Source organism: Bacillus sp. NEB1478 (genome assembly GCF_031582965.1).
Classification (GTDB): domain Bacteria; phylum Bacillota; class Bacilli; order Bacillales; family Fictibacillaceae; genus Fictibacillus.
The window spans coordinates 2338128-2362922 of sequence record NZ_CP134049.1 but is presented as its reverse complement, the minus strand read 5'-3'; the positions used below and the strand labels follow the sequence as shown (position 1 = coordinate 2362922).

General features: G+C 37.7%; 27 protein-coding genes and 1 tRNA gene. 18 read left to right on the top strand and 10 right to left on the bottom strand.

All coding sequences use genetic code 11. The features are described from left to right. Positions 1-63 precede the first annotated feature (63 nt). A complete protein-coding gene (locus RGB74_RS11670; RefSeq protein WP_310759475.1) occupies positions 64-981 on the top strand; it encodes an MBL fold metallo-hydrolase in 918 nt (305 codons plus the stop codon). On the opposite strand, the gene RGB74_RS11665 is transcribed toward RGB74_RS11670, so the two are convergent. The 4 genes from RGB74_RS11665 to RGB74_RS11650 all read right to left on the bottom strand — a co-directional run bounded on the left by RGB74_RS11665 (position 953) and on the right by RGB74_RS11650 (position 3519). Beyond that, entirely contained in the window at positions 953-1648 is a 696-nt protein-coding gene (locus tag RGB74_RS11665; RefSeq protein WP_310759474.1) for a YetF domain-containing protein, read from the bottom strand. The two genes, RGB74_RS11670 and RGB74_RS11665, sit on opposite strands and share 29 nt — an antisense overlap. 124 nt (positions 1649-1772) lie before the next feature. Further along, positions 1773-2207, bottom strand: coding sequence for a GNAT family N-acetyltransferase (locus tag RGB74_RS11660; RefSeq protein WP_310759473.1), 435 nt, complete (start codon positions 2205-2207; stop codon positions 1773-1775). A gap of 2 nt (positions 2208-2209) precedes the next feature. Continuing rightward, positions 2210-2728 (bottom strand): YjcG family protein, encoded by a 519-nt coding sequence (locus tag RGB74_RS11655; protein ID WP_310759472.1) that lies wholly within the window; start codon positions 2726-2728, stop codon positions 2210-2212. 59 nt (positions 2729-2787) lie between these two features. After that, positions 2788-3519, bottom strand: coding sequence for an alpha/beta hydrolase (locus RGB74_RS11650; RefSeq protein ID WP_310759471.1), 732 nt, complete (start codon positions 3517-3519; stop codon positions 2788-2790). 142 nt (positions 3520-3661) lie between these two features. Here RGB74_RS11650 and RGB74_RS11645 point away from each other — a divergent pair, with 142 nt between their 5' ends. The 5 genes from RGB74_RS11645 to RGB74_RS11625 all read left to right on the top strand — a co-directional run bounded on the left by RGB74_RS11645 (position 3662) and on the right by RGB74_RS11625 (position 7097). Next, a complete protein-coding gene (locus RGB74_RS11645; protein ID WP_310759470.1) occupies positions 3662-4219 on the top strand; it encodes a phosphatidylglycerophosphatase A family protein in 558 nt (185 codons plus the stop codon). Positions 4220-4587: 368 nt separating this feature from the next. Continuing rightward, positions 4588-4663, top strand: a tRNA-Val gene (locus RGB74_RS11640). Between the two features lie 131 nt (positions 4664-4794). Then, positions 4795-5253, top strand: coding sequence for a CotD family spore coat protein (locus RGB74_RS11635; protein WP_310759469.1), 459 nt, complete (start codon positions 4795-4797; stop codon positions 5251-5253). A 124-nt stretch (positions 5254-5377) separates the two neighbouring features. After that, on the top strand, positions 5378-6124 hold the full coding sequence (locus tag RGB74_RS11630; protein WP_310759468.1) for an SDR family NAD(P)-dependent oxidoreductase: 747 nt from the start codon (positions 5378-5380) through the stop codon (positions 6122-6124). 91 nt (positions 6125-6215) lie between these two features. Next, positions 6216-7097 (top strand): cation diffusion facilitator family transporter, encoded by an 882-nt coding sequence (locus RGB74_RS11625; protein ID WP_310759467.1) that lies wholly within the window; start codon positions 6216-6218, stop codon positions 7095-7097. Between the two features lie 10 nt (positions 7098-7107). On the opposite strand, the gene RGB74_RS11620 is transcribed toward RGB74_RS11625, so the two are convergent. Beyond that, positions 7108-7470, bottom strand: a complete 363-nt coding sequence (locus RGB74_RS11620; protein ID WP_310759466.1) for a VOC family protein — start codon at positions 7468-7470, stop codon at positions 7108-7110. A 6-nt stretch (positions 7471-7476) separates the two neighbouring features. After that, positions 7477-8208 (bottom strand): sulfite exporter TauE/SafE family protein, encoded by a 732-nt coding sequence (locus RGB74_RS11615; protein ID WP_310759465.1) that lies wholly within the window; start codon positions 8206-8208, stop codon positions 7477-7479. Positions 8209-8330: 122 nt separating this feature from the next. Between RGB74_RS11615 and RGB74_RS11610 the strand changes: the two genes are divergently transcribed. From RGB74_RS11610 to RGB74_RS11590, 5 genes are all read left to right on the top strand, one after another. Further along, a complete protein-coding gene (locus RGB74_RS11610) occupies positions 8331-9200 on the top strand; it encodes a transcriptional regulator CcpC (protein WP_310759464.1) in 870 nt (289 codons plus the stop codon). A gap of 69 nt (positions 9201-9269) precedes the next feature. Next, entirely contained in the window at positions 9270-9986 is a 717-nt protein-coding gene (dapD, locus tag RGB74_RS11605; RefSeq protein ID WP_310759463.1) for a 2,3,4,5-tetrahydropyridine-2,6-dicarboxylate N-acetyltransferase, read from the top strand. Between the two features lie 27 nt (positions 9987-10013). After that, complete coding sequence (locus RGB74_RS11600; RefSeq protein WP_310759462.1) at positions 10014-11135, top strand: N-acetyldiaminopimelate deacetylase; 1122 nt, start codon at positions 10014-10016, stop codon at positions 11133-11135. 280 nt (positions 11136-11415) lie between these two features. After that, complete coding sequence (locus RGB74_RS11595; RefSeq protein ID WP_310759461.1) at positions 11416-11664, top strand: YkuS family protein; 249 nt, start codon at positions 11416-11418, stop codon at positions 11662-11664. 114 nt (positions 11665-11778) lie between these two features. After that, entirely contained in the window at positions 11779-13077 is a 1299-nt protein-coding gene (locus RGB74_RS11590; RefSeq protein WP_310759460.1) for a hemolysin family protein, read from the top strand. 4 nt (positions 13078-13081) lie between these two features. Here RGB74_RS11590 and RGB74_RS11585 read toward each other — a convergent pair whose 3' ends face one another. Then, positions 13082-13285, bottom strand: a complete 204-nt coding sequence (locus RGB74_RS11585; protein WP_310759459.1) for a ChaB family protein — start codon at positions 13283-13285, stop codon at positions 13082-13084. 252 nt (positions 13286-13537) lie between these two features. Between RGB74_RS11585 and RGB74_RS11580 the strand changes: the two genes are divergently transcribed. Continuing rightward, a complete protein-coding gene (locus RGB74_RS11580; protein ID WP_310759458.1) occupies positions 13538-14086 on the top strand; it encodes a peroxiredoxin in 549 nt (182 codons plus the stop codon). Between the two features lie 147 nt (positions 14087-14233). Continuing rightward, positions 14234-14899: a potassium channel family protein gene (locus tag RGB74_RS11575; RefSeq protein ID WP_310759457.1), complete on the top strand. Its 666-nt coding sequence runs from the start codon at positions 14234-14236 to the stop codon at positions 14897-14899. A 44-nt stretch (positions 14900-14943) separates the two neighbouring features. Here RGB74_RS11575 and rnjA read toward each other — a convergent pair whose 3' ends face one another. Both rnjA and RGB74_RS11565 read right to left on the bottom strand, forming a co-directional pair. Further along, on the bottom strand, positions 14944-16614 hold the full coding sequence (gene rnjA / locus RGB74_RS11570; RefSeq protein ID WP_310759456.1) for a ribonuclease J1: 1671 nt from the start codon (positions 16612-16614) through the stop codon (positions 14944-14946). Positions 16615-16617: 3 nt separating this feature from the next. Next, a complete protein-coding gene (locus RGB74_RS11565) occupies positions 16618-16827 on the bottom strand; it encodes a DNA-dependent RNA polymerase subunit epsilon (RefSeq protein ID WP_310759455.1) in 210 nt (69 codons plus the stop codon). A gap of 672 nt (positions 16828-17499) precedes the next feature. Between RGB74_RS11565 and RGB74_RS11560 the strand changes: the two genes are divergently transcribed. Then, on the top strand, positions 17500-18408 hold the full coding sequence (locus tag RGB74_RS11560) for a DMT family transporter (protein WP_310759454.1): 909 nt from the start codon (positions 17500-17502) through the stop codon (positions 18406-18408). 109 nt (positions 18409-18517) lie between these two features. Here the strand turns inward: RGB74_RS11560 and def are convergent, their stop codons facing one another. Then, positions 18518-19069: a peptide deformylase gene (def, locus tag RGB74_RS11555; protein ID WP_310759453.1), complete on the bottom strand. Its 552-nt coding sequence runs from the start codon at positions 19067-19069 to the stop codon at positions 18518-18520. A gap of 531 nt (positions 19070-19600) precedes the next feature. Here def and pdhA point away from each other — a divergent pair. From pdhA to lpdA, 4 genes are all read left to right on the top strand, one after another. Further along, on the top strand, positions 19601-20683 hold the full coding sequence (gene pdhA / locus RGB74_RS11550; RefSeq protein WP_310759452.1) for a pyruvate dehydrogenase (acetyl-transferring) E1 component subunit alpha: 1083 nt from the start codon (positions 19601-19603) through the stop codon (positions 20681-20683). 1 nt (position 20684) lies between these two features. Then, entirely contained in the window at positions 20685-21662 is a 978-nt protein-coding gene (locus tag RGB74_RS11545; RefSeq protein WP_310759451.1) for an alpha-ketoacid dehydrogenase subunit beta, read from the top strand. 107 nt (positions 21663-21769) lie between these two features. Next, complete coding sequence (locus RGB74_RS11540; RefSeq protein ID WP_310759450.1) at positions 21770-23101, top strand: dihydrolipoamide acetyltransferase family protein; 1332 nt, start codon at positions 21770-21772, stop codon at positions 23099-23101. Positions 23102-23105: 4 nt separating this feature from the next. Continuing rightward, positions 23106-24518: a dihydrolipoyl dehydrogenase gene (gene lpdA / locus RGB74_RS11535; RefSeq protein ID WP_310759449.1), complete on the top strand. Its 1413-nt coding sequence runs from the start codon at positions 23106-23108 to the stop codon at positions 24516-24518. The last annotated feature ends 277 nt before the right edge of the window (positions 24519-24795 follow it).

The window sequence follows — 24795 nt, the reverse complement described above, 5'->3', positions numbered from 1 at the left end:
TTTTTTTTGAACAGATGACCTGATAAAAATACATGCATTGTATGATATACGGGAGTGTTCATGATGGAATTTATCAAAATAAAAGAGAACTGTTTCTACTTTAATAGTGCTGTTAATATCGGTTATATTACGAATGAAGAAAAAAAATCCGGGATGCTGATCGATGCTGGGCTAGAAGCTGCTGCTGCCAAGAAAGTTATGAGGGTTCTTGCAGAAAATGAATTACCCCTCACACATTTATTTATAACACATGCACATGCTGATCATTTCGGGGGCGCCCATTATATTCAAAAACATTTTGATGTCCATACGATCGCACCTTTATTAGAAGAAGCGATTATGAAATATCCACTATTAGAACCTATCTATTTATTTCATGGGAATACACCACTAAAAGAGATGAGAAACAAGTTCTTAGAAGCTCAACCAATAAGGATAGATGAAGTGTGCGAAAAAGGAAAGTGGAATCAATCCACTCTTAATGTTGAATTTATTCATCTCCCAGGGCATAGCTATAATCAGTTCGGAATCATTTATAATAATATTTGTTATGCTGCAGACTCTTTTTTGGGATTTGAAGCCCTTGTAAAACATAAAATTCCTTTTATAGTCGATTCAAGGGATAATAGAATGACTTTGGAATATTTGCTTCAATTAAATGTTGAGGGAATGGTACCAGGGCACGGTTCTTATTCTGAAAGTTACAAAGATGCAATTTTAGCTAACTTAGACACTCAGTCTAAAATTGAGAGTCAACTTTTTAATATAATCTTAGCAAAGAGAGATCGTGGTTTATCTATAGAAGATCTAGTAGCAGAGATGTTAAATAAACAAGAAATACAGCCTGATAACTTAGGCGTATATTCTTTATTCCGCACTGCGATTACGGCATATCTTATCCAGTTCATACATGAGAAAAGAGCAGTCTATAAAATTCATGAAGGGCGGCCTGTTATCTTTTTGGGTCAGTCATCGGCATAATAAGCAACTTTCCTTCTGACATTTCAGCATATACGATTTCAGAGTAAGTTTTATAACCTTGGTCATGGAGCATCTCTATCAGTTTTTCTTCAGTAATTTGTGCTGTTGATAAGTTATCTCGATTAAGTTCTCCGTCTAGAATAAGGGTAATAGGCAGTTCAGGCTGATGTTGACTAAATAACCGCATGTCTTCTCGAGTTGGAGCACCGTATTGAAATTTAGGTAAGATGCTAAGTGTTCCATTCGATTCTAAAATGGCATATTCAACTTCTCTAAGACCAAAGTATCCTTTTTGCCTTACCAAATTTTGAAGCTGATTTATATCCAGCTTATTCTTTTTTAGTTGTTCTCTATCAATCATTCCTTTGCGAATTACAATAGAAGGAGCACCTTCTAGAAACTTTCTAGTTTTTTTGAATTTTTGTGAGATGATCTCAACAACGTATACGAGAGTTCCCCAAATAAAAATGGCATAAAGAATCATAAATATAGAAATTTCATCATCATACATCGCATTTCCGACCAATTCACCCAAAAAGATAGATGAAATAAAATCAAAAGGTGTAATTTGTGAAATTTGTGTTTTTCCCAAAACCTTCGTCAGTACAAAAAGTGAAATAAAGCCTACTGTTAACTCAACAGTTAACTGGCCAACGTGAAAGTCCATTCCAACCATGTCTCCTCAAAGTGAATGTATTTAGTACTTTTAAGGCTTGCCGCCAGTCAAGTTTTCTTTATCAGTTTTGACGAGTTCGATCATTTGTAAACTAAAAAAAGTATTGATTTCGCCATTAAGGCGATTTCAATACTTTTTTCATAGCTACATGTGGAATATTAGCATCTAAGAAAGGTTTTGTTGATGTAGTTTCATATCCGAGTTTTTTGTAAAAGTCTTCAGCTTGAATTTGCGCATATAATATAAGGCTGGAATATGATTGATCAATAGCAGTTTGTTCCATTGCTGTCATCAATTTTTCACCTAGCCCTTTCTTGCGGTGAGAAGATAGAATGCAAACTCGTTCAACCTTACCATCGTTATTCACTTGGCGAAGTCTGCTTGCACCAACAGGCTTTTCTTCATCATATAATACAAAATGCAGAGAAGAACCTTCAAAACCATCGATTTCTTCACTTTCATCAATTTGCTGCTCATGAACGAACACGTTTCTTCTTACGTGTAAAGCATCTTTATAGCCTAGGTCCTCAGTTGAGTACTTCTTAATCAAACTTATTTTACACCCTTTCCAAAACGAAATGTTTCATAAACGGTCCAGGAACCATTTTCTAATTGGTAGAGTAACTGGAATCGGTCAATCGTTTCTTCATGTTCAATATCAATCATTCGCAGTCTCTCCAGCACATCTGAATGCTCCTCATCAGAAAGCTTTTGACCCAGCGTTAAATGAGGAACAAAATTGTATGGCTGCTGGTGGTCAAGAGGACCGGTATACAGTTGATCGTGCAATGATTTTAATTTCTCTGAATCATTAATTTTTAAGTATATTACATTATTAACAGGATGGAATGATCCCACCTTATTTATGTTGATAGAAAATGGCTGTGTATCTTTTGCGATAGTAGAAATAAAATCAATTTGATTTTGAAGTTCATCTTCTGTAGCTTCAAAAGGCTCTTTTAACGTAATATGCGGTGCGATAAGGGCATAATGGGGATCGTACCTTTTTCGGTATGAATTAACTTTATCTTGTAAATTTTTTGATGGAAAAATAGCTATGCCGTATTTCATGATTCTTCCTCCCTCATCTTTTGAAATAGTATACCAAATATTCTTTCTATTTCCCACTTTTAGTGATCGTTGTAAAGAAACCTTAATGCGGGTATCAAATCCTTTTGCCAGTTTACCCAAAGATGATTTCCTTGAAACTCTTGGTATTCATAATCAAGCGCAAGATTATTTAACAATTTATTCATTCGGCGATTCGGGTCCAGAAAATCACGTGTGATTCCTTCGGGGTTTGTAAAACTATGTTCTTCATCACCAATTGAATGATAAATCGTCAGCGTCTGCATTTGCTCAATAGCCTGAACAGTTTGAATGAGTTCTTCAGGGACATACGGGGATTGAAGAATACATTTACCAAATGTATGCGGATATAGGAGACTTAGTTTTAATGCCACATAACCACCTAGAGAATCCCCAATCAATCCCAATCCTGCACCAAGCTGAAGCGTATTAAACTTGTCATTTAAATAAGCCGTTAATTCACTGGCCATGAAACGTATATAATTTTCGTGCTTTTCACCTGTCGGATCATATTTAGCTTTTCGATCTTCAATTCCTTTATGAATAATCCCAATGATAATACAATCTTGAATCTCGCGTTCTTCCATAAGGCGATCGGCTGTTTTTGCGAGTTTTCCTAACTGAAAATAATCTCTGCCATCCTGAGCGATTAGAATAGGATATTTTAAAAGCGGTGTAAATCGGGAAGGGAGGTAAATTAAAAGATCTATTGTTTCATCTAAGTATTTACTATAAACTTTATCGTCTGTAATGGATCCTTTTAAAATGGCCACGAAAAGACCTCCTTGTTTCAAGTTAATAAATTATAAAAAAAGCGGTTTCATTCAACTCGTATTATTGTATCACACAATGATATAATGAAAATATCAATAAGATTAAGCTTTACATTGAAAGAAATAGAAGAGGTGAAGTCTGTTGAAAAAGAGAGTGCACAGTCGGGAAGTTGAAGCAGCAGCAAGAAAATTGCTGATTGAAAGAGGCGTCACTATTCCGGAAATTGCTGAAATCGTTTATGAAATGCAAATTCCGTTTTCACCTGGTCTAACGATACAAGATTGCATCGAAAGTGTAGATGCAGTTTTAACAAAACGAGAAATTCAGCATGCTATTTTAGTAGGTGTTGAATTGGATATATTAGCCGAGAAAAAAATGTTATCCGAGCCCTTGCAAAGCATCGTTGAAATGGACGAAGGATTATTTGGTGTTGATGAAACGATTGCACTCGGAGCGGTATTTGGCTATGGTAGCATTGCGGTAACGACATTTGGTCACTTAGATAAATTTAAGATGGGCATCATACAAAAGCTTGATACCAAAATTGCGAATGGAAAGGTTCATACCTTTTTAGATGACCTCGTAGCCAGTATCGCAGCAAACGCATCCAGCCGCCTCGCCCACAGACTTAGAGACAAACAAGAACGGCTCGATAATGAAGAAATTATGATGCGGGAAGAAGAAGAGAAAATCGGATAAATTATAAGTGCTGAAGACCCGAAAGCTGATGCAAAACATCGCTTTTGGGTCATTTATTTAATATTGAATAAAATTATTTAGGGATATGGCTGATTTTTTATAAAAAAATCTCCTAATTCAACCTTCGAAGTGAGTAATACAACGCGAGAAAGCTTTGAGATAACAAAATTAGAGTCCATTCCTACCAAAAGAAGGTGTAATCCAACAAACGAATGCACAAATCCAACAAACGAAGGCTAAAATCCAACAAACGAGCAGTACCATCATTCAGTGTCAGATACTACATTGAGGGGATTTTAACTTGGGCATTTTTTTATTGACAGAAATCTGTCTGTATCGTATATTTTTAATTGTCCGAAAAAAACAGAGATCCGATAGCTCAGCTGGGAGAGCGCTACCTTGACAGGGTAGAGGTCGGGGGTTCGAACCCCTCTCGGGTCACCATAACAGTACATACATCCTCCTTGGTCTTCCAAGGAGGTTTTTTATTATAAAAATTTGGACGAACTTTTTAAGTTGTCTTACATAAAATATAGAGAAATAAGTATCAAAGATTTTTGAAAGGAGAACTATTTTTGTTTAAACGCCCTCTATTCCCGAAAAAAGGGATGGGATCACCTGTTCAAGCAGCACAAATGGCGCAAATGGCCCAGATGGCACAAATGCAGCAGATGCAAGCTGTACAGGCAGCACAAATGGCACAAATGCAGCAGCAGCCTTCATGTGGATATCCTCCAGTGTCACCGTCACAATACTACCCGCCACAAGTATTGGGAGCGCAATATAGTCCGACGAATCAGCAATTACAATACAATCAGCAAGATGTCTATATTCCGATGATCCATCCAACTCAAACTACGCAAGTTAACCAAATGAACTATAAGTATGTGCATTATTTCCCTCAGAACACGAACGTTATCAACCAAGCAACACAGCAAAATCTTTGTGGATCTACAATGCCTGCGCAAACATTGCCAGCACAACAACTTCCATACCCACCTTGTCCTTGTTCATCACCTTACAGGAAAAAATAGTTATAAAAGCTGTCAACTAATATAGTTGGCAGCTTCATTTTTTATAGCATTTTTTTCAAAGTTGATGAAAAAATTAAAAACTGGGGAATGAATAATATAGCTGAAATTATGGGAGGTAACTTAAATGAAAAACAATAGAAAGACAGTACTAATCACAGGGGCTGCACAAGGGATCGGAAAACAGCTGGCGATTGATTTTGCAAAAGCGGGTTGGATTCCATCTTTAGTGGATATTGATCAAAGCCAGCTGGATAAAACGTTAATTGAAGTTCGTGAAATAGAGCCAGAAAGCATTGCCATAGTATGTGATGTTAAAAAACCAAATTCAATCATAAAAGCCGTAGCGGAAACACAAGATAAGCTACACAGTATTCAATGTGTCATTAATAATGCTGGTATTTCCAAGTGGAAATCACCATATGAATTATCAATAGATGAATGGGATGAAGTTATACATACTAATTTAAGAAGCGTTTTTCTATTTTCAAGAGAAGCGGCTAAATTCATGTCTCGTTCAAGCGGTGGAACGATCATAAATATGGCTTCGACCAGGGCTTTTATGTCAGAACCAGATTCAGAGGCTTATGCAGCTGCAAAAGGGGGCATAGTCGCCCTGACACATGCACTGGCTTCCTCATTAGCACAAGATAAGATAACGGTAAATTCAATTAGTCCTGGCTGGATTCATACGGGTGATTATTCAGATCTAAGAGATATTGATCATGAACAGCATCTTTCAAAAAGGGTAGGAAAACCTTCGGATATTTCAAGAACTTGTCTGTTTCTTGCCAACCCCGAAAATGATTTCATTACAGGGGAAAACATTGTGGTTGATGGTGGGATGACAAGAAAAATGATCTATGAACACTAATGTTTCCTATGGGGAAAAAGATTGCTCTAGACCCACTCGGTAACCTTTCATTATGATTAATTAGGTATCATGTAACGAAGGAGAAAAGAGAATGCATTTAGATCAGCAAAAGAGAGTGGAACGCGGGGTTTATATTAGTTTAGGAGCATATATTTTTCTTTCAATCGTAAAGTTAGTGTCTGGTTTTTTCTATCATTCAGATGCATTATTGGCAGACGGATTAAACAACGCGACAGATATTATTGCCTCTATGGCAGTATTAATCGGGTTGAAAATTTCCCGGAAACCCGCAGACGAGGATCATCCATATGGTCATTTACGTGCAGAGACGATAGCCTCAATGGTAGCTTCATTTATTATGGTAGTGATAGGTCTGCAAGTATTAATATCTTCAATTAAAAAAGTGTTTAAAGGAATAGAAACAGAGTCATCATTACTTGCAGCGATTATTGCATTATTTGGTGCTGCCGTGATGCTTGGCGTTTATTTTTATAATATAAAAGTAGCGAAGGAAACGGATAGCCAAGGATTAAGAGCAGCAGCCCTCGATAACCGTTCAGATGCATTTGTAAGTATTGGTGCTGCTGTCGGAATTTTTGGTGCCCAGATTGGTCTGCCATGGCTCGATCCAGCAGCTGCAGTTTTTGTAGGTCTTATTATTATTAAAACCGGATGGGACATTTTTTCCGAAACCTCACATAACCTTTCTGATGGATTCGATTATGAGGAAGGAAAGGAAATGGAGGACAAGATTTTAAATGTGGATGGTGTTGAAAAGGTAGGAGACTTAAAAGCCAGAAGGCATGGGAACCGTGCAATCATAGATGTAACAATAAAGGTAGATCCTACATTAAATGTGATTGAAAGTCATGAAATTACCGAAAAAATTGAAGATACGATAAAAGTTGCCTACAATGTTGAAAGCATACAAGTTCACGTTGAACCGGAAGACGGAAAAGATGAAAAAAAATAAGCCCATTCAATTAGATGGGCTCGATGAATTCCAAGCGGTTATCAAAGGGATCACGAATAGAAAAACGGTTAAAACCGGGAATGGGAATTTCTTTTTGAATGACAACTCCTTGTTCAAGTAAATGGTTGTGCCATTCGTTAACGTCTTGTACTAAAAATGCAGGGTGTTGTTTTCCTTTAGGTATTGATTGGGGTTCCACACCAATGTGGAGTTCCTGTGGACCGATCTTGAACCACATTCCGCCATTCTTTTTCAGTTCATCTGGTTTTTCTATTTCTTGAAGCTGAAGAATTTCATTATAAAATTTTTTTGCTTCTTGCTCTTTATCAACAGGTATACATAATTGAACATGATGAACGCCAATTATTTTCATTTCGAATTACCCCCATTTAAAAATTAACTGAAGAATTAAAATGACGGTTACAGTCCTCATAAGGATTGTAACCTGTTTTGTGTTGAGTTTTGGTGCAAGCCTGATTGCCAGCTGTGCACCGCAGATACTTCCAATCGTAAGAGGAATTGCCACATTCCACATATAGTGGCCTGCAAAGAAATAAGTGAAAACAGCTCCAGTACAGCTTAAGAATGTATTAAAACGGGTAAAAGAGACAGTTTGTAAGTATGAGAATCCGTTTCTTAAGAATAATTGCATTTGCATCGTCCCTTGCCCAGGTCCGAACATACCGTCATAAGCCCCGATCCCATACAAAAAAGGATAGACTCGAGTAGGCAGTTTTTTCATTTCATTAGCCGGAGTAACATCTTTTTTTGTTTTTACGAACGTTAAAAAAAGAGCACCGCATAATAAAACTAATGCAATAATAGTTAAGTGTTTCCTGGAGATAGAAGAAGCTATTAAGCCGCCGCTTATGCCACCTGTTAAGCTTAAGAGTCCAGATAACAAGTAAGGTGTAAGTTTTGTATTGCTCTTTCTGATAAGTACAAAAAAACTAGAAAATGAACTGAACATATTTGCAAACTTATTTGCTGCAATAGCAGAGTGAACAGGTACACCTAACAGAAGCATAATCGGAAAATTTATCATACCACCGCTTCCTGCCAAAGTACCGACAAAAGTTGCTGCAAATCCGACGATTAATAAGATGTACATAAAATCACCACCTATATTTTTCTGTTTACATTATTATCCTATGTTAAGGTATACTTAAATAAAATTACAAAAAAACAGCATCACTTAATAAGAAAAACTTATGGTTTGAAACGGGGTAAATTATGCAGCTGTCTGAATTCCGCATTTTACAAGTTCTTGCTCAAGAATTAAATATGAGAAAAGCTTCTGAAAGACTTTATGTTTCACAGCCTGCTCTAAGTCAACGGCTTCAAACAATTGAGAGCAACTGGGGAACAATCATTTTTATCCGATCCCAAAAAGGGCTAACAATAACGCCTGCTGGAGAAAAAATAATTTCCTTTGTAAATGAAGTTCTAAAAAATGAAGAAGCAGTGAAAGAAGAACTGCAATCATTGTCAGAGCATGTACATGGGACACTGAAGCTTGCGGTTGCTTCAATTATTGGACAGTACTGGCTTCCGAATGTTTTAAAAGAGTACGTAAAGCTTTATCCGCACGTCAATATCTCGTTAATAACTGGCTGGAGTTCGGAAATCATTAAACATTTGTATGAAGACAGAATCCATTTGGGAATCGTCAGGGGAAACCCGGAATGGAGAGGGAACAAAGAACACATTTTGTCGGACCATCTTTATTTAGTAGATACGAAAATTTCTTCTATTGAAGAGCTTTCTGAAACGACAAAGCCATTTATTCAATTCAGAAGTCATTCAACGTACTATCAGGAAATTCAAGACTGGTGGCATACTCACTTTAATACCACCCCGCAAAAGACAATTGTTGTGGATCAGATTGAAACATGTAAACAGATGGCTCTTAACGGCATCGGATATGCAATTCTACCATCGATTAGCCTTAGACCTGAAGATGACATGTACAAAATTCCATTAAGTGATAAATCCGGAAATGTACTGAAACGGGATACATGGCTGATTCATCATGGAACGGCCTCTGAACTGAAACAAGTAAATGTGTTTATGGAATTAATCCAAAAATTCATAAGTGAATAAGGTTTGAATGTTTCAATATTTAGTGGTTTAATACAATACAGAATGATTTTTTTAAGGAGGACATGCATTATGAAAATGATGGATGCAAATGAGATTATCTCGTTTATTCAAAACAGTACAAAATCAACACCTGTAAAAGTTTACGTAAAAGGAAATCTTGATAATATTGATTTCGGTAAAGAAACAAAAGTTTTCCCTTCAGGCAATACAGCAGTATTATTTGGAGAGTGGAAAGAAATTGAAGCTGCACTTAAAGCGAATGAAACGAACATTGAAGACTTTGTAGTAGAAAATGACCGTCGAAATTCAGCGATTCCTTTGCTGGATATGAAAAATATTAAAGCTCGTATCGAGCCGGGCGCAATCATTCGTGATCAAGTTGAAATTGGAGACAATGCTATCATCATGATGGGTGCTTCAATAAATATCGGATCTGTAATCGGTGAAGGTACGATGATCGATATGAACGTTGTACTTGGAGGTCGTGCGACAGTAGGAAAGAACTGCCACATTGGTGCAGGTTCTGTATTGGCAGGCGTTATCGAACCGCCATCAGCAAAACCGGTTGTAGTTGAAGATGATGTAGTAATCGGTGCGAATGCTGTTGTTCTTGAAGGTGTTACAGTAGGTAAGGGTGCTGTTGTTGCTGCAGGAGCAATTGTTATTGAGGATGTAGCTCCTTACACAGTTGTAGGCGGCACACCTGCTCGTGTTCTAAAACAAATCGACGAAAAAACTAAATCAAAAACAGAAATCAAACAAGAATTACGTCAATTAAACGATTAATTATAGTTTTTGAGGGGATGAGATTAAGTGAAGCCATTAACAGAAATCAGGAAAGATCTGCATAGAATACCTGAAATAGGATTTCAAGAGTTTAAAACACAAAGGTATTTGCTGGATCTCATCTCTTCTTTTCCATCTGATCATCTTGAAATAGTAACATGGGAAACAGGTATTTTCGTGAAAGTCCAAGGAAAGAACCCGAAGAAAACTCTTGCTTACCGGACGGATATGGACGGACTTCCTATTAACGAAGAAACTGGTTATGAGTTTGCTTCTATTCATGATGGAATGATGCATGCTTGCGGACATGATCTTCATATGACAATAGCAATTGGTTTGTTGTCACATTTTGCAGAGAATCCATTGGATGATAACCTGTTATTTATATTCCAGCCTGCAGAAGAAGGACCAGGTGGAGCACTTCCGATGAGGGAGAGCGATCTTTTTCAAAGCTTCCAAGCTGATCAAATAACGGCACTTCACATTGCTCCTGAATATCCAGTCGGAACAATTGCTTTAAAAGAAGGTCTTTTATTTGCAAATACATCTGAATTATTTATCGATCTTAAAGGTAAAGGCGGTCATGCAGCCTATCCCCATTTTAGCAACGATATGGTGGTAGCCGGAAGTCATCTTGTTACACAATTACAGACCATAATCTCACGTAACATTGACCCTCTTGATTCTGCTGTAGTGACAATTGGTAAGATTACCGGTGGTACAAAGCAGAACATTATTGCTGAAAATGCAAGACTGGAAGGTACAATTCGTACACTTTCTCCAGAAGCGATGGAAAAGGTGAAAAAAAGGATTGAATCACTGGTCGATGGTATTTCAAGTGGTTTTGATTGTGAAGCTGTCATTGATTATGGTTCAAACTATCGTCAAGTTGATAATGAATCAGTATTAACGAGAGAATTCATGGAATTTGCTGCAAACCAGCCAAATCTAACTGTTATTGAATGCAAAGAGGCGATGACAGGAGAAGATTACGGTTACTTTTTAGAAAAATTACCAGGATTCATGTTTTGGCTTGGTGTTGATACACCTTTTGGACTTCATCATTCAAAATTAACTCCGCAAGAGGGAGCAATCCAGCACGCGGTAGAATTACTGAAGAAATATTTTACTTTTAAAGGTAAACGATAAAAAACGGCCGTTGTGCTGTTTTTTTTTTTGCTCTGTTAAACACCGTTGTTGAAATGGCAAAAAAAATCTACGACACTCAGGCTAGAAAAGCGGGCTGTCGAGACCCCGCAGGAGGTACGGCGAGGAGGCTTGGCGGTTCGTCCGCGGAAAGGGAGTGGATTTTCTGACTTCCAAGGATTATCAACACTATCAATTAACAGAGCTTTTTTTTGCTGCAAATGTCTAAATTACATATTCCTTTCCACAGTTGGAAACATTAACGTGGTAAGGAGGTGGGATTATGGGTAAAAGAATTGGTGTAGAACAGTCTTTAACAAATGTGAGTGATGCATTAAGAGCAAAAGGTTATGACGTTGTGGAACTTCAACAGGAACAAGATGCAAATGGCTGTGACTGCTGTGTAATTACAGGACAAGATCAAAACGTAATGGGAATTCAAAATGCTGCGATTCAAGGTTCTGTGTTAAATGCTCATGGTATGTCTGCAGAGGAAGTGTGTCAGGCTGTTGAAAGCAGATTTCAATCATAACATTTCCCGGGGACAGCCTTGCTGCCCCTTTCTTTCTGTTTAATTCAAGAAAGAATAGGGAATAAGTTGACCAATCTCACAATTATACCTAGAACTACAGATGGGGAGGATCTTATGCCATATATAAACATACTTCTGATCATTTTACTCATCATACTCACTGCGTTCTTCGTCGCAACTGAATTTGCAATTGTAAAAGTCCGCAAGACCAGAATTGATCACCTAGCATCAGAAGGAAATAAGAAAGCGATAGCTGCAAAACAAGTAATTGAGAACTTGGATGGTTATCTTTCAGCTTGTCAGCTTGGAATTACAATCACAGCATTAGGATTAGGTTGGCTTGGTGAGCCGACTGTTCAGATTTTCCTGGATCCTATTTTTAAAAAAGCTGGATTAAGTGAAGGTTTAACACACACATTGTCATTTTCAATTGCTTTTTCTTTTATTACATTTATTCATGTAGTTCTTGGAGAGTTATCACCTAAAACTTTCGCAATTCAAAAAGCAGAAGCTATTAGTTTAGCTACTGCAAAACCCATTATTACTTTCTATAAGGTAATGTATCCGTTTATATTCATATTGAACGGCTCAGCAAATCTATTGACTAAGATGTTTGGTGTCAGTCCTGCTAGTGAACATGAAGCTGTACATACAGAAGAAGAACTGCGGCTAATTTTATCAGAGAGTTTAGAGGGCGGAGAAATCAATCAGTCTGAGTATCGTTATGTGAATCGTATCTTTGAATTTGATGATCGAGTAGCCAAAGAAATAATGATTCCTCGAACCGAAATGGTATGTTTGTTTTTAGATAATACGAGTGCAGAGAATTTGGCAATCATGCGTGAAGAAAAGTTTACCCGTTATCCTGTTGCTACTGATGATAAAGACCATATCACGGGTCTTGTGAATATTAAGGAATTTTTCAACGAGCACTTTAATAATCAAGAATATGATCTTCAGGATTATATTCGTCCAATTATCACGGTTCACGAATCAACGCCTATTCAAAAATTGCTGGTTAAAATGCAGAAAGACCGTACACATATGGCTGTTTTAGTGGATGAATACGGTGGAACAGCAGGTATAGTAACTGTCGAGGATATCTTGGAAGAAATAGTCGGTGAAATACGTGATGAATTTGATATCGATGAAGTACCTGAGATTCAGCAAATTTCGCCAACAAAAACGATTGTGGATGGGAAAGTATTAATTTCAGAAATCAATACATTGTTTGCTCTCGATATAGATAACTCTGAAATTGATACCATTGGCGGCTGGGTGCTGACACGTCCGATTGATTTGGAAAACGATAATGATTTTGAATATGGAAGTTATCATTTTACGATATTAGAGCTCGATGGGCGGCAAGTTAAAAGAATACAGATTGAAAATATAAAAGAAAAAGACTCCTGAGTGATCAGGAGTCTTTACTTACCCACTTTCCATTGTTTGATTTCTCATACTTATTCTTAACAGCGCTCCATGCAACTTTGTGTGCAGTTTCTTCTTCCTTATACTCATCAATTGCAGAGTTGAATGCTTCTTTATAAATTTCTTGAGCATGATGAGGAAGATTGTCTTTAACACCATCAGGCAGATCTTTTAAAGAATCATAAGGCATTTGAATGCACCTCCTTACTTTATTGAATTCCCAAGTAATCCTCAATTTAAACGGTTGTAATGAGAATAGATGAGAGATGAAAACAAGCGTATTATTTCACATTTCGTGTTTAAATTGCTATGATTAAGGAGAAATTAAGACGTGGGAAGCTATGCCTTATTTAAATTGATTATTATTTAATATTGACTAAAAATAAGGAATGTACTATAATTACCCATGTAAAAAACATGTTTTTTGGAGGGATTTACACCTATGGCAGAACGTATGGTAGCAAAACAAGCACCACGATTTGAAATGGATGCAGTTTTACCAAACAAAGAATTTGGCAAAGTTAGTTTAGAAGAGAACATGAAAAACGATAAGTGGACTGTACTATTCTTCTATCCAATGGACTTCACATTTGTATGTCCAACTGAAATCACATCTTTAAGCGATCGTCATGATGAGTTTGAAGATCTTGATGCAGAAGTAATCGGTGTTTCCACTGATACAATCCATACTCACAAAGCTTGGATCAACACTCCACGTGATATGAATGGTCTAGGAGAGTTAAACTATTCATTAGCAGCGGACACAAACCACTCAGTAGCACGCGATTATGGTGTACTTATTGAGGAAGAAGGGGTTGCTCTTCGAGGGTTGTTTATTATTTCTCCAGAAGGTGAATTAATGTATTCCGTTGTTAACCATAACAACATTGGCCGTGATGTTGAAGAAACATTACGCGTTCTTCAAGCACTTCAAACTGGCGGACTTTGCCCTGCAAACTGGAAGCCTGGACAAAAAACTTTAGAAGTTTAATTAATTGATGATGAAATAACCCAAGAGATTTGCTCTTGGGTTATTTTTGCACATATTCAAATACATAATAATTTTTATCAGATTAATTTGTTTAAATGCTTTTGTGGTAAAATAAGGATACATCGATAACGGATTGGAGTGGCACGTTTGAAGAAGCAATATGCTGTAATAGGACTTGGACGTTTTGGCGGCAGCATGGTTAAAGCATTGTCTGATCAGGGAATGGAAGTTTTGGCTATTGATATTGATGAAGAGCGAGTTAATGAATTTTCAAACATCGCTACACATGCAGTAATAGCTGATACTACGGATGAAGGTGTCTTAAAAAGTCTTGGAATCCGAAATTTTCAGCATGTTGTTGTTGCGATCGGTGATAATTTACAGGCTAGTATTTTAACAACCTTAATCTTAAAAGAGATGGGTGTTGAAAAGATTACTGTAAAAGCTCAGAATGATTATCACGAAAAAGTGCTTAAAAAGATCGGTGCCGACAAGATTATTCATCCTGAACGTGATATGGGGATTAGAATTGCACATCAAATTGTCTCGAGCAGTGTACTAGATTACTTAGAATTATCAGATGAACATAGTATGGTGGAACTTAAAGCATCTGAAAAGATGAATGGCAAAACATTAATCGAACTTGATATTCGCGCAAGATTTGGTTGCAACGTTGTTGCTATAAAAAGAGGAAAAGAAATTTATGTGTCTCCCAAAGCCAACCAGTCCATTCACCCTGATGACATTCTAATCGTAATTGGACGAGATAAAGATATAAACCGTTTGGAAAAACATATAACAAATGAAGCATAAAAAAACCGTTCCCTTTAAAAGGGCAACGGTTTTTGATTTGTTGATTAGATTTCCATGATAATTGGAAGAATCATTGGACGTCTTTTTGTTTTTTCATATAAGAAAGGTGATAGTGTATCGGTAATTTCATTCTTAATTTCAGACCATTGAGTCGTTCGTTTCTCACTCATAATTTTTTGTAGATGGTTACTTAATAAATTTTGAGCATCTTGGATAAGATCACCTGATTCACGCATGTATACAAAACCGCGCGAGATGATATCAGGTCCTGCTTCAATTTTAAACTCTTTCATATCCATACTGACAACAACGACAACAAGACCTTCTTCTGATAAAATCTTGCGGTCACGAAGTACAATGTTACCTATATCACCGATTCCACTGCCATCAACGTAAACAGATCCAGAAGGAATCTTTCCGGCAACCATTGCTTCATTTTGAGATAAAGCCAGCACTTCACCGTTGTCCATTATGAATGAATTCTGTAAAGGAACGTCACATTCTTCAGCTAGTTTCGTATGCATTTTTAACATTCGATACTCACCATGGATCGGTAAGAAGAACTTCGGTTTCATCAGACGAAGCATTAATTTCTGTTCTTGCTGCCCTCCATGACCAGAAGTATGAATATCACTTAATGATCCATGAATAACTTCTGCACCTGCACGATATAATTGATTGATTGTACGGCTTACACTCAGTGCATTACCAGGGATAGGCGAGGAAGAGAATACAACAGTGTCTCCTGGAATGATCTGAATTTGACGGTGAGTACCGTTAGCGATTCTAGACAATGCAGCCATAGGTTCTCCCTGACTTCCTGTACATAGGATTGTAACTTGATTGTCAGGCAGGCGGTTGATCTGATTGGCATCCACAAATGTATTTTTAGGAGCTTTGATAAATCCGAGTTCCTGTCCAACATTTATTGCAGAATCCATGCTTCGTCCAAATACAGCAATTTTACGGTTGTTTGCAACGGATGCTTCGACAACTTGCTGTAATCTATGAATGTTGGAAGCAAATGTAGCAAATATAACTCGCCCATCCATTTTTCTGAAAATATCTTGAATGGTTTCTCCAACTTTTTTTTCAGATAAAGTAAAGCCAGGAACTTCGCTGTTTGTACTATCAGAAAGCAAGCAAAGGACGCCTTCTTTTCCGATTTCAGCCATTTTAGTTAAGTTTGCTGGTTCACCAACTGGTGTGAAGTCGAATTTGAAATCTCCTGTATGAACGATATTCCCAGGAGGTGTTTTAACAACGATTCCAAAGGCTTCAGGAATACTGTGTGTTGTTCTGAAAAAGCTAACAGATGTTTTTCTGAACTTCACGACCTCATCTTCTGTAATTTCATGCAATGTAGTACGGCGGAGAAGACCATGTTCTTCTAATTTGTTCTTAATAAGAGCAAGAGCTAACTTGCCTCCATAAATCGGAATATTCACTTGCCTTAATAAATAAGGAATTCCGCCAATATGGTCTTCATGACCGTGGGTGATAAATAATCCTTTTATCTTTTCTTCATTTTTAACAAGATACGTATAGTCAGGAATAACATAGTCAATACCTAAAAGCTCGTCTTCAGGAAATTTTATTCCTGCATCAATCAGAATTATTTCATCCTGAAATTGTACGGCATAGGTATTTTTGCCGATTTCCCCTAGACCGCCGAGGGCGAACACGGCAGCTTGATGGTTTTTTACAAATTTCATATATTATACATTCTCCAATTTCAATGAATTCGTTTCTTTTTCATAATCAAGAAAATTACCTTTAATTTCTTGTATGTACTCAATATTGTATTTGCGGTCAGCTAATTTTTGACGAACTTCATTTACTGTTTTAGCTTCAACGTACACTGATTGTGTGTGTTCGCGAACAGGAACCTCAGTTAAACTTTTTTGGAAAAATACTTTATAAATCATTTTCATGTCTCCTTACCGATCATTAGTTTTTTCTGTCTTCGTTCTATTATAAAGGAAAGCGACATGTTTTTCATGTATTTTTCATAGCGGAGCATGATTATTGACAACGCTAACAAATATTTGCTGTTAAGCAAACGATAAAATCCTTTATAATGGTTTTAGCAACGTATATTAGTTCATAATTAGTTTGCCATTATTATTTTGCCTTTTTACCCAATTTTTAAATTTCTTTAAGAAACGTATTTTCTTTTTCATTTATTACCCTCCGTTCCATTTTTTATTACATAGTATGCGTAATAACGGATAATTTTTCAGAGGGAAATTGTGTAAATCAATGAGCTGTTTCAGCTTTTATTTACCCAACTTCAATGACCAGTCCCTCGAGGTCACTTTCCTCTTTCCTAAGACACAAAAAGCGTGTCGTCAGTCAAGAGTTAAGTGCTGACACCACAGGCACAAGTGCAACATCAGTTTCCAAACTACGTAAACTGTGTTTTCTTTGTCGGGACTAAACGGTCATTTCAGCATTTATATATATATCCAGCTTCAGCGGCTAAAAGCTCGAGTTCACAACGTTTTTTTGAGGAACACAAAAAGCTTGTTCACACTCAAAAACTTTTGTGCTTGTCGCTTTTAAACGAGCCGCTTCAGCTTTTATAACTAGGAGGTATTATGAAACTTTATTCTGCTCTTTTTACCCTGAGTCTGATCTGGGGGATGTCATTTTTATTTATTAAAGTCTTATTAGAAGTGTTTGATCCTTGGCAGATTGTTTTCATTCGATGTGTTCTTGGGGCGTTAACAATCCTCCCGATTATTTTATTGCGCAGACAGAAAATAAATATAAAAGCACTTCCATTGAAATCTTTATTTTTTGTAGGATTACTAAATGCTGGATTACCTTGGGGGTTGATTGCTATAAGTGAAACCTTCTTGGATAGCGGTTATACAGCAATCCTAAATGCAACCACTCCGATTTGGACTGCAATGATGGGGGTCCTTTTTTTCTCTGTTAAGATGAAGTGGAAACAATGGACGGGTGTCATGGTCGGATTTGTGGGAATTATTTTTTTAATGGGTGCTAATACACCGGGCCTATCAAAAAATGAATTGATAATAGGTATTTTGTTAATGCTTTCTGCAACTTGCTGTTATGGGTTTAGTTCGCAATATGCTAAAAAGCATCTTCAGTTAACGTCTGTATGGATCACTGCATTGGCTACTTTAATTGTAGGCTCAATAATTAGTGGGATGATTATGTTGTTTACAGGTGGGTGGCATATACCGATTCAAACTGTAACGAATGAAGCTGTTTTTTCTTTACTGGGTTTAGGAATATTTGGCTCTGGTCTAGCTTACTTACTCTTTTATTATATGATTTCAGCAGGATCAGCTGAATTCGCTGCTTTAGTAACCTATCTTGTACCGGTTTCAGCTGTCATTTGGGGAAGTGTATTGCTTAATGAAAAAATTCCGCCTATTGCCTTTCTTGGCTTATTCTTAATTTTCCTTGGGGTTTATTTAACCGGAAGAAAAAAATCTGCAGTATCAGCATCGATCGAGCATAATCGAACAGCCTAGAAAAGAAGGTGTGTTTATCCTTGTGTGAATATACTTATTAAAAGAAGATTTGGGTGCAAAAAAGCTGGCTATCCACGTATTTATCGTGTATAAGCCAGCTTTTTCATAATTAACGAACTGTTGCTGAATTTGAAGGTGGTTCAAAGGGCTGCTTATCGTCTATCCGATCATAAAACATGATTCCATCCAAGTGGTCCATTTCATGTTGAATACAAATACCAGGGAGACCTTTCAATTTCAACTCTACTAAGGAACCATCAGGGGTGTAGCCTTTAACGGTTACTTTGGCGTAGCGGGGGACGAGTCCTGGAACGTCGCGGTCTACTGATAAACAGCCTTCACCGCCATCTAAATACGTCATTTTCACGGAATGACTCATTAACTTAGGATTGATTAATGCATAACTAAACAAGTTTCCTTCATCATCTGTTACATGCATAGCGAAGATCCTTTTGGATACTCCGATTTGAGGAGCTGCGAGCCCGATGCCAGGTCTAAGTTTATGTTTTAGAGAAATTTCGGGATCTTGGCTGTTCTTTACATATTCAAGGAGTTGATTTGCAATAGCTACATCTTCCTCTGAAAATGGCTGAGAAACTTCGGCAGCTTTTTGTCTAAGAACGGGATGTCCTTCCCTCACAATATCTTTCATAGTTAACACACGCAAAACCTCCGGCGACCTAATATGTTTTTTATGCAATCTGCTCTTATCATAACATAGAACATTTTTTGTAAAAAAGAACTCAAATTAATAATTAGTCTTCATTCTTATAAAATACAAATCAGTTTTCACTTAACTGTTTTAAGACTGATACAGAATAGATTAACATATGAAACAGTTTTATAATACAGCGATTACAGGAATAGGAAAAGCTGGTCTGGAAGTTGTCGAAAATCATATTTATCATAAGGATTGACGGACTAAAATGCCTAGTGTAAACTAATTTACGTGCAAAGGGATATTGTGTTACTATAAATACATATTTGAAGTAATACAGTTAGGATGCCTCCAATTGGTTTAGCTCTTGCATACAAGGGAAAACTTTTATTGGACATATAGGCATGCCTAAAAACCTTTAATATATTAAACCTGTCTTAAAAATGTAGTGCTTTGGGCAACCTGTAAAATATGTGCAACTTTTTATAGATAGGGAAATTTGACAGGGTAAAAGAAAGGAAGAGGTGATTTTTCATGGCGAAAACAATTGATGCTGTTCAAGATCAATTTGAAACTTTTCAAATTCTTTCTGAAGATGGAGAAGTAGTTAATGAATCAGCAATGCCTGACTTATCTGATGAACAGCTCCAAGAAATTATGCGTCGCATGGTTTACACTCGAATTTGGGATCAGCGTGCTATTTCATTAAACAGACAAGGACGTTTAGGTTTTTATGCACCAGTAGCCGGGCAAGAAGCATCTATGCTCGGATCACAATTTGCTTTAGATAAAGAAGATTGGATTTTACCGGGGTACCGTGATATTCCTCAAATCGTATTTCACGGATTTCCTTTATACCAAGCATTTTTATGGTCACGCGGACACTTCCAAGGCGGTCAGATTCCTGAAGAAGTAAATGTATTGATGCCGCAAATCATTATCGGTGCACAAATCATTCAAGCTGCCGGTGTTGGTTTTGGTTTAAAGAAAAAAGATAAAAAGAATGTTTGTATCACATACACAGGTGACGGTGGAGCATCACAAGGTGACTTCTATGAAGGTCTTAACTTTGCTGGAGCATACAAAGCGAACACAATCTTTGTTGTTCAAAATAACCGTTTTGCTATCTCAGTACCAGTTGAAAAGCAATCTGCAGCAAAAACAATTGCACAAAAAGCAGTTGCAGCTGGAATCGAAGGCATCCAAGTTGACGGTATGGACGTGCTAGCAGTTTATGCAGCTACGAAAGAAGCACGCGACCGTGCAATTGATGGTGAAGGACCTACTTTAATCGAGACTTTAACATATCGTTATGGACCTCACACAATGGCTGGAGATGATCCTACTCGCTACCGTACAAAGGATTTGGATAGCGAATGGGAAAAGAAAGATCCTCTTGTACGTTTCCGTAAATTCTTGGAAAAGAAAAACCTTTGGACTGAAGAAAAAGAAAATGAAGTAGTTGATCAGGCAAAGGAAGATATTAAAGCAGCGATTAAGAAAGCTGATGGAGCTCCAAAACAAAAAGTTACAGATCTTATTAACTTCATGTTTGAAGAAGTGCCATTTAACCTTCGTGAGCAATTAGAAGAATATACAGCAAAGGAGTCGAAATAATATGGCTCAAATGACCATGATTCAAGCAATTACAGACGCAATGCGCACTGAATTGAAAAACAATGAAAATGTGCTTGTATTTGGTGAAGACGTCGGTCAAAACGGTGGAGTATTCCGTGCGACTGAAGGCCTTCAAAAAGAATTTGGGGAAGACCGTGTATTCGATACTCCTCTTGCAGAGTCTGGAATTGGGGGACTTGCAATAGGTCTTGGGCTTACTGGTTTCCGTCCAGTTATGGAAATTCAATTCTTCGGTTTTGTATTTGAAGTATTTGATTCAGTAGCTGCTCAAATGGCTCGTATGCGTTACCGTTCTGGTGGAGTTTATAATTCTCCTGTAACGATTCGTTCACCATTCGGCGGCGGAGTTAAAACGCCTGAATTGCATGCAGACAACCTTGAAGGGTTAATGTATCAAACGCCAGGGCTTAAAGTTGTTATTCCTGCAACTCCATATGATGCGAAAGGTCTATTAATCTCAGCGATCCGTGATAATGATCCGGTTGTGTTCTTAGAGCACATGAAGTTGTATCGTTCCTTCCGTGGTGAAGTGCCAGAGGAAGAATACACAATTGAAATCGGAAAAGCTGATGTGAAACGTGAAGGTAAAGATGTTTCTATCATTACTTATGGAGCAATGGTTCATGCTTCGTTAAAAGCAGCGGAAGAGCTTGAAAAAGACGGTATTTCTGCTGAAGTTATTGACCTTCGTACGATCAGCCCTATTGATATTGAGACGATTGTTGCATCTGTTGAAAAGACAGGTCGTGCAATCGTGGTTCAAGAAGCACAAAAACAAGCTGGTATCGGTGCGTTTGTAGTAGCTGAAATTAATGACCGTGCAATTCTTAGCTTGGAAGCTCCTGTATTGCGTGTAACTGCACCAGATACAGTATTCCCATTTGCGTCTGCTGAGGATGTTTGGCTTCCAGATCATCGTGATATTGTAGAGAAAGCAAAGAAAGTCTACAATTTCTAAAATAAAAATTAAATGTTAGCTGAAAGAGTTGTCTGCATAAGACTGCTTCTTTCAGCCTTTTCACATCAATGAAAAAAATAGATTGAAACAAATAGGAGGCGTTAATCTTGGCATTTGAATTTAAGCTTCCCGATATTGGTGAAGGAATTCACGAAGGTGAGATAGTAAAGTGGTTTGTAAAAGCAGGGGATGCAATTAAAGAAGATGATATCCTGCTAGAAGTTCAAAACGACAAAGCCGTAGTTGAAATCCCATCTCCAGTAGACGGTAAAATTTTAGAATTAAAAGTTGACGAAGGTACAGTATCAGTTGTTGGTGATGTACTCTTAACTATCGAAGCTGAGGGAGAAATCCCTCCATCTGCACATGGTGACAGTGAAGAAGCACCTGAACAGCCAAAAGCGAAAGAAGAAAAAGAAGTGACGGCTGATCAAGCAAAAGCAACTGACAAATCAGATGACAAAGTTGAAAAAACGGAAGACACTGCAAAAGATGAGCCAGTTGATGAAACGAAGCGCGTGATTGCAATGCCTTCTGTACGCAAGTATGCCCGCGAAAAAGAGATTGATATTCGTAAAGTCAGCGGTTCTGGAGACAACGGCCGTGTACTTAAAGAAGATATCGACAAATTCGTAAGCGGTGGAGGAGAAGCTGCTCCTGAAGCTCCTAAAGCTGAACAAACTGATCAAAAGGCTGACACAGCTAAGAAAGAAGCTCCTAAAGCCATTCCAGCTGGTGAAATGGAAACTCGAGAAAAGATCAAAGGAATCCGTAAAGCGATTTCAAAAGCGATGGTGAACTCCAAACATACTGCTCCACATGTTACACTTATGGATGAAGTGGACGTTACTGATCTTGTTGCACACCGTAAGAAGTTCAAACAAGTTGCGGCTGATAAGGGAATTAAGCTGACTTATCTTCCATATGTGGTAAAAGCATTGACTTCAGCTCTTCGTGAATATCCAGTGTTGAATGCATCAATCGATGATGCAAATGAAGAAATCGTGTACAAGCACTATTTCAACATCGGTATTGCAGCTGATACAGATAATGGATTAATGGTTCCAGTTGTTAAAGAAGCGGATCGCAAATCTATCTTCAAGATCTCTTCTGAAATTAACGAACTTGCTACAAAGGCTCGTGATGGGAAGCTTTCTGGTGATGAAATGAAGGGCGGAACTTGTACGATCACTAATATCGGTTCTGCCGGCGGACAATGGTTCACACCAGTTATTAACCACCCAGAAGTAGCGATCCTTGGTATTGGCCGTATCGCTGAGAAAGCAGTTGTTAAAGATGGAGAAGTTGTTGTTGCACCAGTATTAGCTCTTTCTCTAAGCTTTGACCACCGTCTAATCGATGGAGCAACTGCACAAAATGCATTGAATCACATTAAGCGTTTGTTGAACGATCCACAACTATTAGTAATGGAGGCGTAATTCGATGGTAGTAGGAGATTTTCCGATTGAGTTAGACACACTTGTTATTGGTTCAGGTCCTGGGGGATATGTAGCCGCAATTCGTGCTGCACAATTAGGACAAAAAGTGGCTATTGCGGAAAAAGGCGAGATGGGCGGCGTTTGTCTAAATGTCGGTTGTATTCCATCAAAAGCTTTAATAAATGCAGGTCATCGTGTTGAACACGCAAAACACTCTGAAGATATGGGGATTAAAGCTGAAAATGTAACAGTTGATTTCAGCAAAGTCCAAGACTGGAAAGCAGGTATTGTTAAGAAGCTTACTGGCGGGGTTGAAGGTCTTCTAAAAGGAAATAAAGTAGAAATCATTCGTGGTGAAGCATATTTCGTTAACGAAAATACGGTTCGTATCATGGATGAAAAGAATTCTCAAACTTACACATTTAAAAACGCTATTATTGCTACGGGTTCCCGTCCGATTGAAATCCCAGGATTCAAATGGAGTGACCGTGTCATTTCTTCTACAGGAGCACTTGCACTTAAAGAAGTTCCTAAGAAGATGGTTGTAATCGGCGGCGGTTACATCGGAATGGAGCTTGGAACAGCTTATGCTAACTTTGGTACAGAAGTAACAATCCTAGAAGGCGGTAAACAAATCCTTCCTGGTTTTGAAAAGCAAATGAGCCAAGTAGTATCTAAACGCTTAAAGAAAAAAGGCAATGTGGAAGTGTTCACAGAAGCAATGGCTAAAGGCGTTGAAGAAACTAAAGATGGAGTAACAGTAACAGCAGAAATCAAAGGTGAGTCTAAAACTTTTGAAGCTGATTATGTTCTTATTACAGTTGGTCGCCGTCCAAATACTGAAGAGCTTGGTCTTGAGCAAGTTGGCGTAGAAATGTCAGAACGCGGTTTGATCAAAATCAACAAAAAGGCTCAAACGAGTGTTAACGGCATCTATGCAATAGGTGATGTAGTAGAAGGTCCAGCTCTAGCTCACAAAGCTTCTTATGAAGGTAAAGTGGCAGCTGAAGTGATCAGCGGACATGCAGCAGAAATTGACTATATGGCGATTCCTGCAGTTGTATTTACAGATCCTGAACTTGCTACAGTCGGTTATGATGAAAAATCTGCTAAAGATGCAGGATTTGAAGTAACTGTATCTAAATTCCCATTTGCAGCTAACGGACGTGCTCTATCTATGAACGAGACAGATGGTTTCATGAAACTAATCACTCGTAAAGAAGATGGACTTGTACTAGGAGCTCAAATTGCAGGTGGAAATGCATCTGATATGATTGCTGAATTAGGTCTTGCAATTGAAGCAGGAATGACTGCTGAAGATATTGCTATGACTATTCATGCACATCCAACATTCGGAGAAATTGCAATGGAAGCTGCAGAAGTTGCAATCGGATTGCCGGTTCATATTGTTAAATAACGCATCAATAAAAACCCCTTTGTGATACATTCACAAAGGGGTTTTTTGTTTAGAAGATCTTATTAAGTTTGAGTGGTCTCCACGACTTATTCTGTAAGTTGTCTCATACGATTTAATAATAGTATGTGATGGAGGGCAGAATGAATATATTTATTTGTGTAATTACTCAAATCACGATTTGGTGCGGTTACTCTCTAGTTCTTTACCTATCGCACCATGATCATTCTTTTTATGAAACTGTATTATTGTTCATGTTTGCTTATTTTGGTTATCTTGT